Source organism: Halobacillus faecis (genome assembly GCF_007991335.1).
Classification (GTDB): Bacteria; Bacillota; Bacilli; order Bacillales; family Halobacillaceae; genus Halobacillus; species Halobacillus faecis.
The window spans coordinates 107,858-122,617 of sequence record NZ_BJYD01000004.1 but is presented as its reverse complement, the minus strand read 5'-3'; the positions used below and the strand labels follow the sequence as shown (position 1 = coordinate 122,617).

The following is a 14,760-nucleotide window of genomic DNA, read 5'->3' as shown; positions in this document are numbered from 1 at the left end:
CTGGAAATATCTGTATGACCAGGGGTAGAAATTTATGGTAATTATCTTTTAGGCATTGTTTTTGCTTTTGCGTACGCCGATGGCTGTGGCGAATAGGACGGCTGCCATACTTGCGAAGGCGATCATCCATGCATTCATTCCGTCATCAGCTGTTCCACCAAGACCGGTTTTAGGCATTTCAGAAGGCATGTTGGAAGCGAACATTTCAGGGTTTTGCGCTACGATGGCACCTGATAGTCCTTCACCTACTCCATACATATGAGCATAGGCTTCACGAAGCTGGTCGTAGGCTGCATCAAAATCACCTTCTACATAGCTGTCGAAAGACCCAGTCAATTGGTTCACGTGCATTTGGAGTCCTTCGGCTGTTGCTTCTGCTTCTAAGCCACCTTCTGTCGCTGTATCAAGAAACTCGGAGAAGTCTGCTCGGTAACCGTCCAAAGCAGTCAGGGCCTGTTCTTTTGCTTCTTCATCTCCTGCACCTGTCGCTTCTACATAATCGACGAAGTACCCGATGTGTTCAGACCACATTTCCTCAAACTGCTGTCCCGCTTCTTCTCCATAGACAGAGGTGATGGCTGCAGAAAGATCTTCGGTGTTATTGCTGAGCGCAGCTGCGGCATTTTCAAAGTCTTCCGCACCATCTCCGCCTTTCTGCATGGCAAGAACGGCAAGAGCTGCGTGTTCAGATAGCAAATGGTTCAAGTCTGCACGAAGGTCAGCGGCTGGTGTCGCTGGATTCGTGTTTTCAAATTGATCTGGAAATTGGTCGGTAATCGCTGTTGATAGACCTTTTCCTACTCCATACATGTGGTCGATACTCATGCGGAGTTTTTGATAAGCTTCATCGAAGTCGCCTTCTTCATAATTGTCAAAAGCACCGACGAGCTGATTCACGTGCATTTGAAGGCCTTCAGCCAGTGCGGAAGCTTCTAAACGTTCATCCGTTGCTGTTTCTAAAAACATAGAGAAATCTTCACGATAGTTGTCCAAATTGCTTAACGCTTCTTCACGTCCCGCTTCATCTTCTTCAGCTGTCGCTTTTACATAATCAACAAAGTATCCGATATGTTCCGACCACATCGATTCAAATTGCTGTCCTGCTTCATCTCCGTAAACAGAAGCAATCGCTGCGGTCAAATCTTGTGTATTTCCTTCAAGGGCAGCCGCTGCTGCATCAAAGTCCTCAGCTCCCTCAATTCCTTTCTGCATCGTTACAACAGCAAGATAGGCGTGCTCGGAAAGGGACTGATCAAGGGTTGCGCGTAAATCAGCAGCCGGTGTTGATACCGTTACATCTGACATTTTTTTATTGTGATCCCCGTGATCATCTGCAAACGTAACCGTGGCTGTCGGCAACATAAGCGCTGCGGACATCGGCAAAGCGATCAAAGACTTTTTCCAATTGATTTGTTTTTTCATTTCCAACCACTCCTCTTAATTTTGATTTCACTAAGCTAACGAGAGGAGATGCATTTTGGATCACAAAAATACAAAAAAAGTTTTAAAAATACCTAAAACCCTTGGTATATCAACAAGTATTTCTTGGATTCTTTTCCTAATGACTCTATTTAAGTTCGTTTGTAATTATCGAATTTCTCATATATATCTTTGAAACTATAAGTATAGTCATTCGTATGAAAAGGGAAAGGTTTTAAATTGGGAGGTCACTATGATTTTTATTTTCACTATACTGTTTGGACTATGCCTTTTATTTTTTCCCTTACAAGGAATCAAAGATTTTAAAAATGAAAAACTCAGTTACAAAGTCATTCGACTTATTTTCTTTGGATTAGCCCTTGTTCTCATCACGGCAGGTGTGATTGACGTCATAGGTTGGATCAACAATCCAGGGGATTATTTTGAGTAAGGATATCATGGGAAATTTGGAGCGGATTCTTCCCATAAAAGAAACCACACTGGCCCATTGAACCAGGTGGTTTCGTCTCACCTTCCGTCAGATGGTGAATTCAAACAGAATGTATGGAGCTTTTGATTTAACTCTTTGATCGTACGAACCTTCAACACCTTATTTTGAACTTCCTTATACTTCTGAAAAAAGTGCGGTTTCCCGTTCTCTTCAAAATACTTGTTCCACTTGAACATCTTAAGGAAGATTCGGAAGGTAGGAGTATAATGAGCGTTCTCCAACCGTAACTTTTGTAAAATGAACCGCTTGATAATCCGGTAAGTCCGGACAGAGTAGTTGGTGTCGAGGAAGATGATGACATCCGCATGCCGGAAACTTTCTTCCACCCACCACTCATTGTGGACCCCTTCCATGATCCATCCTTCCATCCCGACAATACCCTTCAAGTATTCGGCCCTCTCCTCTTCTGTTCTTCGAATATCACCCGACTGGTGCCTTTCCCAAACCACATTATCCAGCTCATAATAAGGGAGATGCAATTCTCCAGATAGCTTTCTTGCCAATGTCGTCTTCCCACTCGCAACCGAACCGATAATATGTATTTTCTTTATGTCTCCCACTAAACTCCCCCTTATCCCATTACACGATGAACTTTGTGAACCAGGCAATGTATTTTGCACCTGGGATGAAAACAAGTTGAGCCAACAGCGTTCCGAACAGTCTGGATGTAATCATCATAAGGGATACATTTTTCAGTTTGCTATAATTTCCCTTTTTATTAATGACATCATCGGCCATGACGGAGATTTTAGGATCAACGAAAATGACTAATAGGATCGTAGCGATTCCGTTAATTAAACCAGAGGCCATGATGGCTGTAGAAGCTCTTTCTGGCACCAACAGGGCTGTGTACAATGCAGATCAAACACCCACGGTATAAATCGATGTCACTCACCTAGGAAAAGGACACTCTTCTCCTGCACATCCTGGTGCTCTGCTTTTAATGCTCGTCACCCAGATATTTAACAGGTATCCATACTTCCTCCACAGCTTCAGGGTCAGCTGGACGATAATCTTCCGTAAATCGTTCAAAGTGCTCCCGATCATCCAAGACGTACGATGAAGAGGGCAGCCACTCTTTGAATATGTATTGCAGCGTTTGGTTGAATTCACTGGCGGGCCCCTCATTCAGAAAGACCGCATAAAGGCCACCACTCAAAAGGTGGGTTTCCATCGCCGGCAGTTCTTCAGGGTCTATTCGATCAACCTCCACAGCTGCCCATTTAACAAAAGTTGTGGAAGAACGAAAACTTTCAGGACCAAACCCCTGATCGAAAACCTTAAGATTGTAGAGCATTTCATCAGTTCGATGGGAAATCGACTGACGATGTGGCATAAAACTTTTCCAAAGTTCTTGAGTGGAGTCTTCTTCTAACGACATCCGCTTCGATTTTCCGATTAACTTCTTTTCCTCTAGTGCTATAATTTTCGGATCCATTTTTTCACCTCCAACAGTGACATCCATGATTAACTCAATGAAAGATATAGACATTGATCCTTAAGGGATCTTTCCTCCTAAACTTTTTCTCCACACATCCTTCTATTCCTTCCGGTTGAGACCAAACCTTCAATAAGACTCTAAATGATAAAAAAACTTTAGAATTCATGACTTCATTGACTTAAGTCAATGTGATGTTTCTTCGGAGAAGGTAAAATACAATCAAACGAACAAGGAGGATCCTGATCCTGATGAAAAAACTGAATAAAAGTGATGATTTTCAAAGAAAACCAGCCATCATCGCTGGAGTGAGTTTGATTTTGATGACCCTTGCCGCTTTCTTCTCCTATGGTTACGTCCACAGCTCATTGGTGTTCCACGAGGATGCTAATCGAACGTATGATCTTTTACAGTCTTCTCTTTCCTTACTTCATTTAGGAATGACAGGCTGGGTAGTGGTTATCTTCACAGACCTAATTGTAACCTGGGCTTTTTACAAAGTTTTAAAACCGATCCATTCCTTTTATGCCTTATTGGCAGGAGTTCTCCGTCTCTTCTATACCATCATTCTTGCCACAGCTGTTTTCCACTTATGGATGGTCAGCCAGGTCATTCAAAGTGATTCAGGGTCAGCCACACAGGTGATGGAAAACATCCTTCGTTTTGAAAAAATATGGTCCCTCGGGTTAATCGTATTCGGGATCCATTTAATCATGGTGGGGATGGCAGCCTCAAAAGCTGGTTTCATTCCGAAAGTACTGAGTGGCTTATTAATCTTAGCTGGTATGAGCTACCTATTTATCCATTCCATGTACCAAGCATTTCCTCAGTATGAAACTTCAACAGCCACCATCGAGACCATCCTTAGCCTTCCGATGATGATCGGCGAATTAGGATTCGGGATGTGGCTGTTAGTCAAAGGGAACAAAGTCAAATCCAGCACTCGGCAATCATATTTGGGAGCTTCCTAATCGCTTTTTGATTCGGCTCAAGGATTCAGGGGTCATCCCTAGGTAGCTGGCCAGCTGGTGCTGAGGCACCCTTTTTAATAATTCCGGCCTTCTTTCAAGAAGGGATTGGTACCGTTCTTCGGGAGTGGAAGATATGAACGCAGCATAATCATCATGCATGGCCCCCATATCGCCTTCGATCATTTTAAGGATCATGGTTTCCAGGCCAGGGGTTTTGTCGTACATCGTTTGTTGCATTGATAAGTCACCAACGACCAAGACACAATCCTCTACACACCCCAATGAATACTTGGAGACCTGATCCGCGGCATGCTGGTTGAAGATGGTCACACTCTGTTCCTCTGTATAAAAATTGACGGTCGTTTCTTTTCCTGATTCGCTCACGGTGTACTTCCGGATACAGCCTTTTAAAATAAAGTAACATTGAGAAGGGATTTCTCCTTGCTGTAATAATACAGTCCCTTTCTGGTAAGGAACGATGGTGACATCAGAAGCCATTTTATTTAATTCTGCTTCACTCAGATCAGAATACTTTTTCATATAGTTGATGAGGATCTGTTTCATAAAACCTTTCCTCTCCGTCATTTTTTCTTCCATATTAAGAATATAGCAAGTTCAGACTCTTATAGGAAGATGCTCCATCTGCTTTGGCTCTGAAATGCAGGCTGTGTTAAGGTGGATCCTTAGTAGAAAACAACGTTAGGAAGGAATTGTGTAGGTTCTATCCCTCCTTCTTCTTCAAGTGGACGGTGACTTTTGACGCTTACAGTTCCCCATCCAACTTACGGAAAGGTTTCGTTTAATACCATGAGTATGATACAACGACTCTTACGTATATTTTATTAAGCGAAGATACAAGCTCGATGCTGTGAAATTTTTTATATAGGAGGAGATAAGTTTGGACCTGTTTCTATTTATTTCAGTTATTGTTGGAATGACATTTATTTTTTTATATTTTGTCATCCGTTACGATTTGAAAAAGAAGACGTTGGAGTTTGAAGAAAAAAAGCTGGAACTGGAAGAGAAAAAGTTAGAATTACAGAAACAGCAACAAGAACAAGAAGAAAAGCAGTGAATCCCATTCGATAATCCCAATCTATTCTATGTTTTTCTAGCCACTGGTTCTCCCACTTTAACGAAACCCTGTCTTTTCAAATCTGGGTGAAGGTTTACTTTCCCATTTTCGAACAAGAGCACCACGGTTGACCCGAAGCTGAAAAAGCCGACTTCTTCTCCTTTACTGAGGCGGGAGCGGGGGTGAGTCAATTCAATCGTATTGATCCACATCGCCCCTACTTTCACAAGAGCGAGGAACGTCCCATCCTCCTGTTTTAATTCGGTGACCATTCGATAATTAGTCGTTAGCGGAGATTTCCCTAGAGTCAACCCCCACTTGTTTACAGGAGTAGAGGTTCCTCCAAGTTCAAACTGTTTTTCTACAACAGCATGGGCGGGAGAGTGAATCCGGTGATAATCTTTCGGGCTGAGGTACAAAACAAGGAACGAACCTTTCTGATAGCGCATGATCATCTCCTGATCTCGGAGCAGGTCATCGATGGAATAAGTGATCCCTTTCACTTCAATCAACGTATCTTTAACACCACCAAATTGTTCTACCTTCGCGTCTACAGGACTTATTATTTCATCCTCATCACCTAGAACTGGTCGTGCCTCCGCCCTTAGTCTTCTGACAAAAAACTCTTGCAATGAATTGTACTCTCTCAATTGTTTTTCCAGTTCATCCGTTTTGATTCCAAACACTTTTACATAAAGAGGCACAAACCACCTCGTAACCGAAGCCCGACTGGCTCCCTCAATAAGCTTGCCCACCCTTCTTGAATTAAGCAACCTTATGATCCCTCGATACAAATGTTTTCTCACTAAACTCCCTCCACACAACTCAACGGTCTTCAGTTCATACCATCTATCATTCCCATTTTCATAGATCTAAAAAACGCCCACTTAATCGCACGCTATTATACACCACATAACAGAAATTACCCTTTATATGATGAGCTCGAAAACATGAACAATAATCAGTACCCCAACTTTTAAAAGGTTGTCTACATCGGAACCAGCTTGAGGAACATCCTTAACCATGAATGGAGGAAATTCCACCTGAATACTATAGTTCATGGAGGTGACATCTTATGGAACAAAATGAGAAGGAGAAGATGGGGGCAGCATTCACCCCTTTACGCAAGCATGCTACGAGAAAGACCCAGAAAATCAATGAATTAATAAAAAAGAGCATCCCTTGGGAAAAACTGAAGATTGAACAAGAGTGGGCGGTACGAAATGCATTGAAGAGCGTCTCCCTCCCCGTTATCAAACCAGATGACTCGCTCCTTCCTGTCTGGGATTTAAAACGCTATGAATTCCTTCTGAAAGACAAACTCCCTCCATCCGTAAACCCGAAACTATGGTATCAGGGAAAACTGAATTTAAATGCCGGCCTATTTCAAGTGACAGAAAACATTTATCAGGTGAGAGGATACGATCTCGCTAATTTGAGTATCATCCGCGGAAAGACTGGCTGGATTGTCATTGACTGTCTCACAAGCAAAGAAACAGCAGAAGCCGCTTTTGAATTGATCGACAGTTATTTTGGTGAATTCCCGGTTAGTGCCATCATCTTTTCTCATTCACACGTCGATCATTATGGCGGTGTGGATGGAGTCCTTAATAGCGGCACCACGGATGATGTGAAAATTTATGCACCAAGCGGATTTTTAAGTGCAGCCCTGGAAGAGAATGTAACCGCAGGTGTTGCCATGTCGAGGCGAGGATTTTACATGTATGGTGAGGTGCTGCCTCGGGGGGAAAAAGGTCAAGTCGACAGTGGGATTGGGAAGTATGTATCCACAGGTGTTGTGACTTTGGTTAATTCTGCTGAAGAAATTTCGCCTCTTAAGAATGAACCCTATGTCGAGAAAGTCATTGATGGTGTACGAGTGCAATTCCAAATCACCCCGGATACAGAAGCTCCGGCTGAAATGAACACTTATTTCCCTGAAGAAAAGAGCCTTTGTATTGCGGAAAACTGTACTGCTTCGCTTCATAACATCTACACATTACGCGGAGCTGAAGTACGGGATCCCGTCGCCTGGGCTAAATACATTCAGCAGGCCATTGAACTTTTTGGAGACACGATGACATATGTTTTTGAAGTCCATAATTGGCCAAGGCACGGCAAAGAATACTGCATCGATTATATGGAAAAACAGCGGGACATGTATCAATACATTAATGATCAGACACTAAGGTTGATCAATCAAGGCTACACCATCGATCAAGTAGGAAGAATGGTAACTTTTCCTGAGAGTTTAAAAGACGAGTGGTTTAACAGCTCTTTTTACGGAACGGTCAACCATAACTCTAAAGCGGTGTACCAAAAGTATATGGGATGGTATAACGGAAATCCTGTCGACTTGAATAAGCTCCTCCCGGAAGAGTCCTCAAAAAAATATGTGGATTTTATGGGTGGAGAGGATGAAGTCATAAAAAAAGCAAAAGAAAGCTTCAGAGAAGGCGATTACCAATGGGTCGCCGAAGTCACCAAGCACGTCATCTTCGCAAACCCATCCAATAAGAAAGCCAAATACCTTTGTGCTGACGCTCTGGAGCAGCTTGGCTACATCGCAGAATCCGGCCCCTGGCGGAATGAATATTTGATGGGTGCTCAAGAGCTCCGTTATGGAATCATTCCGATCCAACAGTCTACCATTACAACAGAGGTTCTCGATATCATGACCCTCGAACAAGTGTTAAACATGTTAAGTATCCGTATAAACGGGTTGATCGCTGGAGAGTATGATTTCAAATTAAACTTCATTATTCCCGATCGAAAGGAAGAAGCCTTAACGGAAATCAGAAGAGGTATTTTCCGTTACTTAACGAATGAATTAAAAGAGGGCCAAGTGAAGGTCATCATGAGCAAAGAAACCTTATATGAGTTAGCCACTACCAACAACCGCCCTTCCCCTTCATCTATCAAAGTCATAGGAGATATCCAGAAATGGCATCAGTTCTTATGGGCTTTAGATCAAATTGACACAGACTTCCCGATTATGACGCCCCTGAATAGAAAAAGGATCAGTGATTTTTAGACATTCATACAGGAAATAGGGGCAGTCTCCAAGGAGTCTGCCTCTTTTAGTTCCGGTTCTGGAACGTTTGATAAAAGATATCGATGCACAATTCTTACCTTCTTTTACTTTTAACTTCCCTGGTTTATCAGGTGCTTTCCTTTTGGATCTCCATTAACCAACAATCTTCAAACTTCCCTTCATGAAGCTCATGACCTGGAAGTCGCTTTACTTTTCTAAAACCACATTTTTCATAACAGGCTAAAGCCCGCTCGTTTCTTACCTGTGGATCCATGACCACTCTGTCGGCACATTTATTCTCAAGTAAATAACCAACCATCGACGTGACAAGCAGAGAGCCGATCCCCTTGTTCCAATACATCACTTCTCCAATAAATTGATCCATTCCATAAATGATTTGATCCGTGTACCCATATTGATCTTTCATTTCTTTATCTAACTCATAACATTGGATATACCCTATTTTCACCCCTTGATAAAGGACAAGCCACTGAGTCTTTTCATCTCCGAAGGATATAAATTCTCTCTCAACCCTGCTCAGATGAAAAGGCTGATCTCTCCCTTCATAATATTCAAGTACCCGAGGGTCAGAAAGCCACTTTGATAATATAGAACAATCTTCTTTAACTAGTTTCCTGACGATTAAATCAGCATTTTCAAATAGCATGAGACCCCCCCTTTCCCTTATACTCTTCCTATCGAAATCCTTATCACAATTCACTGTCCTGGAGGGACGGTTTCTATCTTTTTAATCAGTTCTATGATGTCCTCATTGGAAAAAGGCTCGACCCCAACTTGCTTGGTGGTTTTGATCACATCTTCCGTGACTTTTTCAACCTCCTCTTTAACCACTTCCCCATCCAGCTTCTCATTCCACCGGACAATGCTGTCACCTCAAGTGAAGAGAATTCTAATCAACAACCAGGAGTGGAGAAGGTGGATTCGAGTTCCTACACATCCAGTGAAATAGAATGGGCAAGAGTGTGGTGAAGGAGCAATGATTTGAGCTCCCTCTCCTACTTCCTCGGCTATTCGATTCGATCATTCGCTGTTCATAAAGAAAGAAGCTAAGTATTCGAAGGAGTATTTAGCCTCTGAAAAGGGTAGTGAATATAGTTAATTGATGGAAAATTTCCCGCCTATGGGATTGGAAGTCTCTGATGCTCCCTACTTAAAAGAACCCCTCAACTAATCATTGAATAACGCTTTTCTTGTTTTTGGACCAACAATCCCATCAGCTACTAATCCTTTGGATGTTTGGAACTTCTTCACTGCTTTTAAAGTCTGCGGACCAAACATCCCATCATCTGTGATGTTGAGTTTTCTTTGAAGTATAGCCACTGAATTTCCTTTACTCCCATACCTTAGCGTTTCATTGAAAAATTCATATCCTGCGACTGCTTTGGCGGATCCCACTCCATAATTTTGCGCTAATGCCGTAAATGACAAGGAAGAGCTTGTGATATAAACGGGAATATTCTTATCCGCACGATCAAAAAGCCATATGACATCTTCATTATACATTCGAATGCAGCCACTGGACGCATAAGTCCCAATGGAAGAAGGTTGATTGGTTCCATGGATTCCGTAAACATTCCCTGATGTATGACCCCAGTCACCAGGTACGTTGATCCCAAGCCATCTAGCGCCTAGAGGATTCCTTGGATCGCCTCCGGGAATTCCTTCTTTATACCATGGCCTGTTCTTCACTTTATTTACAAGTGTAAATTTCCCTTCCGGTGTCATATTTCTCGTTCTTCCTGTTGCTACAGGAAAGACTTTCTGCAGTTTCCCATTTTCATAAAAAGCCAGTTGATTAATGCTTTTGTTAATAATGATGGCTTCCTTCTCAGCAGCCTCTGCCGGCTTGGTCATCAAACAAGAACTCAACAATACAATCCCCAGGACAAATACAAGTTTTTTTAACAGCATCCTCTTTCCTCCATTAATTCCTTCGTTGATATGGCAACATTATACTCCGGAGATTGAGGGAATCATTGTCGAACTCGGCTGTCGAAATATATAAATTTTCAAGTAAAATAAGTGGCTTATTCCGAGGTTCAACAAACTGAAAATGGTGAAGGAAAACGTGGTACAAAGTGTAACCGACTTCCCTACTTTAAATAAATAAATTGTCATTTTGTGGTAAAATAGGATTGTTCTGTCTTACAGGAAGATCATTCGGTTTTATGAGGAGGAAGACCCGTGATAAGAAGATTATTTCAGTTGAATACGCTATACATCCTCATCGCCATCATCGCCGTCGGCATCCTGCTGATTCCACGGTTCATCGAAGGCTTCCATTTACAATCTAAAGGGATCAGCTATGTAACGAGCAACATGAATGATTTCTATCATAAGACCTTTCCTCTGGAGGGGAAATATACAGTTGAGATCAATGTCGATGATTTAAAAAGTAACGAAGGAAAAGTGCTGTTTGAGGATAGTGAGAATCAAATTCATGTAACGAAAGTAACACGTAGTGATTCAGGATACGAAGTCATCTTCAGTTCAAATGGGAGTTATGATGCGGATGGCGCGACATTAGTTTCTGGTTTGGAACATGCTCGGAGTAACAACAGCCTTACCTCTCATTTCAAAGCAAAAGCTGAAGCCATGTATAATGGAAAAACTTTTGAGGGGTCTCCTTCTGGCTCTTCTGGATTCAATAATCAGGATGGGGACCAATTCGGTTTTCATTTACCCATTCCAAAACATACAAAGAAAATTAATGGGAAAGAAGAACCCACGATAAAAGTGATGGTTACTCATTTACAAGTGAATATATGGGCAAGAAAACCAAAATAAATCATTTTATAAAACAAAGAGGCCGGCTCCATGAGCCGGCCTCTTTGAAACTCCCTATAGTTCTGCTTGTAGTACAACTTCTCCCTCAGGAAGCTGGTTATTGGGTTGTGGTTCTTTGGTGATGGCGATGGCATCCCAAGATTTCTGATTTTCTTCATCAATCCGGAAAGTCACCGCACCATTCCCTTCGCCATCTGTCGTAAATGCACCTGCTGGTTCAGGATTCTCACCTTCGATCAGCCAGACTTGATAGACCTGCTCCCCTTCAAGCTGACTCAATTCTTCCACTTGGACAAGCAGTTCAGAACCGATGTTTCGATCCACTAAAGTCGCAACTCCGGATCCGGCTTCACCTGTTGATGCAAGCTGTGTCCTCTGGGTCGGTGTCACCGTATCACCCTCCTCACTTTCACGATCTTCAAGTTCAGATAAAGCCACTTGAAGGTCAGAAAGATTCGACTCCAAATCTTCATTTTGTGAAGAAAGCTGCTGAAGTTGGAGGCCAGCGAATATATTTCCACCTACGGATAAAAGAAGACCTGCTGCCAGCGCACCAGCCCAAACTTTCCATTTGTTCGGCTTTTTAGGTGAGAGGAGGGGCGTCTGTTTTTCTTCCGCTTTATATCCATTTTCTTCTTCATCATTGAAGACACCATCTAAGATCCGTTCTCTCATGCCAGCCGGAGGTGTCGCTTCTTTCATATAGGCAGGGATCTCTCCCATCAGGTTTTCTAATTCCTGAACTTCTTTCTGACATTCGGGACACTCCCGTAAATGCTGTTCGAACTCTTTTTGCTCTTTTTCTGTCAACTGGTCATTCAAGTAATCAAGCACATTCTCGCACTGTTTGTCATTCATCGGTGGTCCCCCCTTTCTCATCCAAATGCTCGCGCAATTTTTTCAATGCGAGCCGGACCCGTCCTTTGACTGTACCAAGGGGAATGTCACATCTTTCAGCGATTTCCCGTTGCGATAATCCTTGGAAATAAAAAAGGCAGATCATGCGTTGTTGTTCATCAGGCAAGGTATCGATGGCTTTACGCAATTGGTCGCGTTCTTCTTTATTTGTGACGACCTCCTCGACACCGGGCATTTCTTCATTCATTGAATCTCTCTGATCCCAATCCACTTCCTGGACTTTCTTTTTTCTGATCAAGTCGATGGAGGCATTTCGCGTGATGGTCAACAACCAGCTTGAAAACTTGCCGCGCTCCTTCATGTATTGACCTGCTCCTTTCCCTCTCCACAACTTGATGAAAACATCCTGCATCACTTCTTCTGCGGCTTGCTGATCCTTCATCATTCGATAAGCAAAAGAATATAATAACTTCTCATATCGGTTGTAGAGGGTTTCGAGAGCAGCTTTATCTTTATTACAGATTTGTTCGTATAATTCGTAGTCCGTGGGTTTGCTCATTCAAATTCCCCTTTATTTTTGCCATGTCTCTCTAGTATATCTTTTCAAAGGAGATCTTTCACGTTTCACAAAGTATACGAAAGGAATGAATATTCGGATCATCCTATCCCTTGAAATATTTTAAAACCTAAGCATTTTTATTGATTCTTGGAGAAGAACATGCGATAAACAAGATAACGATTCAATATCTTGAAAGTGAGGGATGTACCATGAGTTCTAACAATAAGCCTGCAGAAATCGATCAGGACGGTTCCTTCAAACGCCAGGTGAATCGCTTTACTGCTCCTTTCGGTGAAGAGCTTCCCGTACAATCCGGCAAATACCGTCTCCTTTGGTCTCCTGCTTGTCCATGGGCCCACCGTGCAGTCATCGTCCGGAAAATCCTCGGACTCGATACCTCCATCAGCCTTGGAACCGCAAGCCCTCTCCGCCCGCAGATTGACCGAGTGGATTGGGAATTTTCTTTAGATAAAGACCACAAAGACCCTGAACTAGGGATTCAATATGTGAGTGAAGTCTATTTCAATTCCGATGCTGACTACAACGGGCGGCCGACTGTACCCGTGATGGTCGATATTGAAGAGAAGAAGGCCGTCAACAATGATTATTTCAACTTGACTACAGATTTCGAAACCGTTTGGGCTCCTTTCCATAAAGAAGGTGCTCCTGACCTTTATCCAGAACATTTGAGGGAAGACATCGATCGATGGAGCGACGTCATCTTCCATGACATCAATAACGGTGTCTACAAATGCGGATTCGCACAGTCACAAGCGGCCTATGAACAGGCTTTTGACCGACTTTTTGCGCGTCTCGATGAGGTCGACGCCCATTTAGCGGAGAACCGCTTCCTGCTCGGCGACTTTATTACTGACGCCGACGTAAGGTTTTATACGACCCTTGCACGTTTCGATGTCGCTTATTATAACGGATTCAAAACAAACCGTACCCTGATTCGTGAGTTTCCGAACCTGTGGGGTTATGCCCGGGACTTGTATCAGACAGAAGGATTTGGTGATACCACTGATTTTCATGCCATTAAACAGCATTATCATTTATCCATTACCATTAACCCTGAACGCACAGAGGAAAAGATTCTTCCGAAAGGCCCTGACCTCTCTGTATGGGGCACCCCTCATCATCGTGAGCAATTAAGCAGGACGAAAGAAAAGTTTCAACATAAAAGGAGTACGACATGACCATTACGATCCGAAATGCGAAAGAAGAAGAAATTCTTGAAATACGGAAGCTGAGAGTCGCTGCTTACGAAGACCATATCGCTTCTATTCCTCATGAACATTGGAAAGCCTTGAAAAAAGCGATTTCCTCTGAGGCTGACCAACAGCCGGGTGTGGATTTATTAGTGGCAGAAGTGAACGGAGACATCCTCGGGAGTGTAGCTCTTTTCCCAGCAAAGACAGATGCTTATGAAGGCTTCGTAGATGAACTCGACTACCCGGAGATCCGAGTCCTGGCTGTTGTTCCAACAGCACGCGGCAAAGGCATTGCTTCTGCTTTAATTGAAGAATGTATCCAAAGGGCGAAAGCGAAAGGCTATTCGGAGATCGGCCTGCATACGGGTGATTTTATGAAAGACGCGATCGCTTTGTATGAGCGCTATGGATTCGAGCGCTTGCCGGAGCACGACTTTGAGCCTGCGGATGACGGAATCATCGTGAAAGCTTTCCGCCGATCCATTTAAGGTAGAAAAAGGTCACTCTCAATCAGAGTGACCTTTTTTATTCATACTTTATATAGTTGTAATATTCCGTTGGCACTTCCTCTAAAATATTGCCATCACGATCCTTATAAATTTCATATTCTCGATAAGCTTCCACTCTAGATCCATCCACGATTTTCGTCCCCTCGTGTTTCATCTCCAACTCCATTGTTGTACCTGCGTCCTCAGCGTCCTTAGTGACCACGGCTTCTGTTTCATTCTCTTCTGTGCTGACGGGTGCCTGGAAATGGTCCTCTGTTTTCATAGGTGGTGACTCCATGTAACCAATCCACGCAAACACGCCTAAGAGCAGTAGGAAAGGATAAAACTTTTTCATGTGATCGCCCTCCTCATAAGTCCTGTACAA

Annotated in this window: 17 protein-coding genes and 1 pseudogene; 7 read left to right on the top strand and 11 right to left on the bottom strand. The window is 42.9% G+C overall.

The annotated features are described in order from the left end of the window. Positions 1 to 48 precede the first annotated feature (48 nt). Positions 49 to 1,410, bottom strand: coding sequence for a copper amine oxidase (locus HFA01_RS02450; RefSeq protein ID WP_146813191.1), 1,362 nt, complete (start codon positions 1,408 to 1,410; stop codon positions 49 to 51). 262 nt (positions 1,411 to 1,672) lie between these two features. Here HFA01_RS02450 and HFA01_RS02445 point away from each other — a divergent pair, with 262 nt between their 5' ends. Then, a complete protein-coding gene (locus HFA01_RS02445) occupies positions 1,673 to 1,870 on the top strand; it encodes a hypothetical protein (RefSeq protein WP_146812988.1) in 198 nt (65 codons plus the stop codon). A gap of 77 nt (positions 1,871 to 1,947) precedes the next feature. Here HFA01_RS02445 and HFA01_RS02440 read toward each other — a convergent pair whose 3' ends face one another. From HFA01_RS02440 to HFA01_RS02430, 3 genes and pseudogenes are all read right to left on the bottom strand, one after another. Then, on the bottom strand, positions 1,948 to 2,490 hold the full coding sequence (locus HFA01_RS02440) for a P-loop NTPase family protein (protein ID WP_146812987.1): 543 nt from the start codon (positions 2,488 to 2,490) through the stop codon (positions 1,948 to 1,950). Between the two features lie 19 nt (positions 2,491 to 2,509). Further along, positions 2,510 to 2,821: pseudogene (locus tag HFA01_RS02435) on the bottom strand (lipid II flippase family protein); the annotation flags it as partial. A 49-nt stretch (positions 2,822 to 2,870) separates the two neighbouring features. Beyond that, positions 2,871 to 3,368 (bottom strand): GyrI-like domain-containing protein, encoded by a 498-nt coding sequence (locus HFA01_RS02430; RefSeq protein WP_146812986.1) that lies wholly within the window; start codon positions 3,366 to 3,368, stop codon positions 2,871 to 2,873. A 251-nt stretch (positions 3,369 to 3,619) separates the two neighbouring features. On the opposite strand from HFA01_RS02430, the gene HFA01_RS02425 reads away from it, so the two are divergent. Continuing rightward, on the top strand, positions 3,620 to 4,339 hold the full coding sequence (locus HFA01_RS02425) for a DUF4386 domain-containing protein (protein WP_146812985.1): 720 nt from the start codon (positions 3,620 to 3,622) through the stop codon (positions 4,337 to 4,339). On the opposite strand, the gene HFA01_RS02420 is transcribed toward HFA01_RS02425, so the two are convergent. Then, on the bottom strand, positions 4,319 to 4,903 hold the full coding sequence (locus HFA01_RS02420) for a Crp/Fnr family transcriptional regulator (RefSeq protein WP_146812984.1): 585 nt from the start codon (positions 4,901 to 4,903) through the stop codon (positions 4,319 to 4,321). The genes HFA01_RS02425 and HFA01_RS02420 overlap by 21 nt on opposite strands. 334 nt (positions 4,904 to 5,237) lie before the next feature. On the opposite strand from HFA01_RS02420, the gene HFA01_RS18785 reads away from it, so the two are divergent. Next, complete coding sequence (locus HFA01_RS18785) at positions 5,238 to 5,414, top strand: hypothetical protein (RefSeq protein WP_167506134.1); 177 nt, start codon at positions 5,238 to 5,240, stop codon at positions 5,412 to 5,414. A gap of 26 nt (positions 5,415 to 5,440) precedes the next feature. Here the strand turns inward: HFA01_RS18785 and asd are convergent, their stop codons facing one another. After that, entirely contained in the window at positions 5,441 to 6,220 is a 780-nt protein-coding gene (asd, locus tag HFA01_RS02415; protein WP_167506133.1) for an archaetidylserine decarboxylase, read from the bottom strand. A 269-nt stretch (positions 6,221 to 6,489) separates the two neighbouring features. On the opposite strand from asd, the gene HFA01_RS02410 reads away from it, so the two are divergent. Further along, entirely contained in the window at positions 6,490 to 8,448 is a 1,959-nt protein-coding gene (locus HFA01_RS02410) for an alkyl/aryl-sulfatase (RefSeq protein WP_246139248.1), read from the top strand. 127 nt (positions 8,449 to 8,575) lie between these two features. Here the strand turns inward: HFA01_RS02410 and HFA01_RS02405 are convergent, their stop codons facing one another. Together HFA01_RS02405 and HFA01_RS02400 are read right to left on the bottom strand one after the other, a co-directional pair. Then, entirely contained in the window at positions 8,576 to 9,115 is a 540-nt protein-coding gene (locus HFA01_RS02405) for a GNAT family N-acetyltransferase (protein ID WP_146812982.1), read from the bottom strand. Positions 9,116 to 9,636: 521 nt separating this feature from the next. Further along, positions 9,637 to 10,380: a L,D-transpeptidase family protein gene (locus HFA01_RS02400; protein ID WP_218027756.1), complete on the bottom strand. Its 744-nt coding sequence runs from the start codon at positions 10,378 to 10,380 to the stop codon at positions 9,637 to 9,639. Between the two features lie 273 nt (positions 10,381 to 10,653). On the opposite strand from HFA01_RS02400, the gene HFA01_RS02395 reads away from it, so the two are divergent. Beyond that, complete coding sequence (locus tag HFA01_RS02395; RefSeq protein ID WP_146812981.1) at positions 10,654 to 11,256, top strand: hypothetical protein; 603 nt, start codon at positions 10,654 to 10,656, stop codon at positions 11,254 to 11,256. Between the two features lie 54 nt (positions 11,257 to 11,310). Here the strand turns inward: HFA01_RS02395 and HFA01_RS02390 are convergent, their stop codons facing one another. Then, positions 11,311 to 12,114 carry an anti-sigma factor gene (locus HFA01_RS02390; protein WP_167506146.1) on the bottom strand — a complete coding sequence of 268 codons (804 nt, stop codon included), beginning with the start codon at positions 12,112 to 12,114 and terminating at the stop codon, positions 11,311 to 11,313. Next, positions 12,107 to 12,673, bottom strand: a complete 567-nt coding sequence (locus HFA01_RS02385; RefSeq protein ID WP_146812979.1) for an RNA polymerase sigma factor — start codon at positions 12,671 to 12,673, stop codon at positions 12,107 to 12,109. Before HFA01_RS02385 ends, HFA01_RS02390 begins: the two co-directional genes overlap by 8 nt. A gap of 209 nt (positions 12,674 to 12,882) precedes the next feature. On the opposite strand from HFA01_RS02385, the gene HFA01_RS02380 reads away from it, so the two are divergent. Both HFA01_RS02380 and HFA01_RS02375 read left to right on the top strand, forming a co-directional pair. Continuing rightward, on the top strand, positions 12,883 to 13,872 hold the full coding sequence (locus tag HFA01_RS02380; RefSeq protein ID WP_146812978.1) for a glutathione S-transferase family protein: 990 nt from the start codon (positions 12,883 to 12,885) through the stop codon (positions 13,870 to 13,872). After that, positions 13,869 to 14,375, top strand: coding sequence for a GNAT family N-acetyltransferase (locus HFA01_RS02375; protein WP_146812977.1), 507 nt, complete (start codon positions 13,869 to 13,871; stop codon positions 14,373 to 14,375). The genes HFA01_RS02380 and HFA01_RS02375 overlap by 4 nt, the downstream gene beginning before the upstream one ends. Before the next feature lie 37 nt (positions 14,376 to 14,412). On the opposite strand, the gene HFA01_RS02370 is transcribed toward HFA01_RS02375, so the two are convergent. Then, positions 14,413 to 14,730: a hypothetical protein gene (locus HFA01_RS02370; RefSeq protein ID WP_146812976.1), complete on the bottom strand. Its 318-nt coding sequence runs from the start codon at positions 14,728 to 14,730 to the stop codon at positions 14,413 to 14,415. Positions 14,731 to 14,760 lie beyond the last annotated feature (30 nt).

Coding starts and splice junctions, on each gene's coding strand:
- HFA01_RS02410 (WP_246139248.1), top strand. CDS start 6,490: ATGGAACAAAATGAGAAGGAGAAGATGGGGGCAGCATTCACCCCTTTA.
- HFA01_RS02370 (WP_146812976.1), bottom strand. CDS start 14,730: ATGAAAAAGTTTTATCCTTTCCTACTGCTCTTAGGCGTGTTTGCGTGG.
- HFA01_RS02400 (WP_218027756.1), bottom strand. CDS start 10,380: ATGCTGTTAAAAAAACTTGTATTTGTCCTGGGGATTGTATTGTTGAGT.
- HFA01_RS02430 (WP_146812986.1), bottom strand. CDS start 3,368: ATGGATCCGAAAATTATAGCACTAGAGGAAAAGAAGTTAATCGGAAAA.
- HFA01_RS02385 (WP_146812979.1), bottom strand. CDS start 12,673: ATGAGCAAACCCACGGACTACGAATTATACGAACAAATCTGTAATAAA.
- HFA01_RS02425 (WP_146812985.1), top strand. CDS start 3,620: ATGAAAAAACTGAATAAAAGTGATGATTTTCAAAGAAAACCAGCCATC.
- HFA01_RS02380 (WP_146812978.1), top strand. CDS start 12,883: ATGAGTTCTAACAATAAGCCTGCAGAAATCGATCAGGACGGTTCCTTC.
- HFA01_RS02420 (WP_146812984.1), bottom strand. CDS start 4,903: ATGAAACAGATCCTCATCAACTATATGAAAAAGTATTCTGATCTGAGT.
- HFA01_RS02405 (WP_146812982.1), bottom strand. CDS start 9,115: ATGCTATTTGAAAATGCTGATTTAATCGTCAGGAAACTAGTTAAAGAA.
- HFA01_RS02390 (WP_167506146.1), bottom strand. CDS start 12,114: ATGAATGACAAACAGTGCGAGAATGTGCTTGATTACTTGAATGACCAG.
- HFA01_RS02445 (WP_146812988.1), top strand. CDS start 1,673: ATGATTTTTATTTTCACTATACTGTTTGGACTATGCCTTTTATTTTTT.
- HFA01_RS02375 (WP_146812977.1), top strand. CDS start 13,869: ATGACCATTACGATCCGAAATGCGAAAGAAGAAGAAATTCTTGAAATA.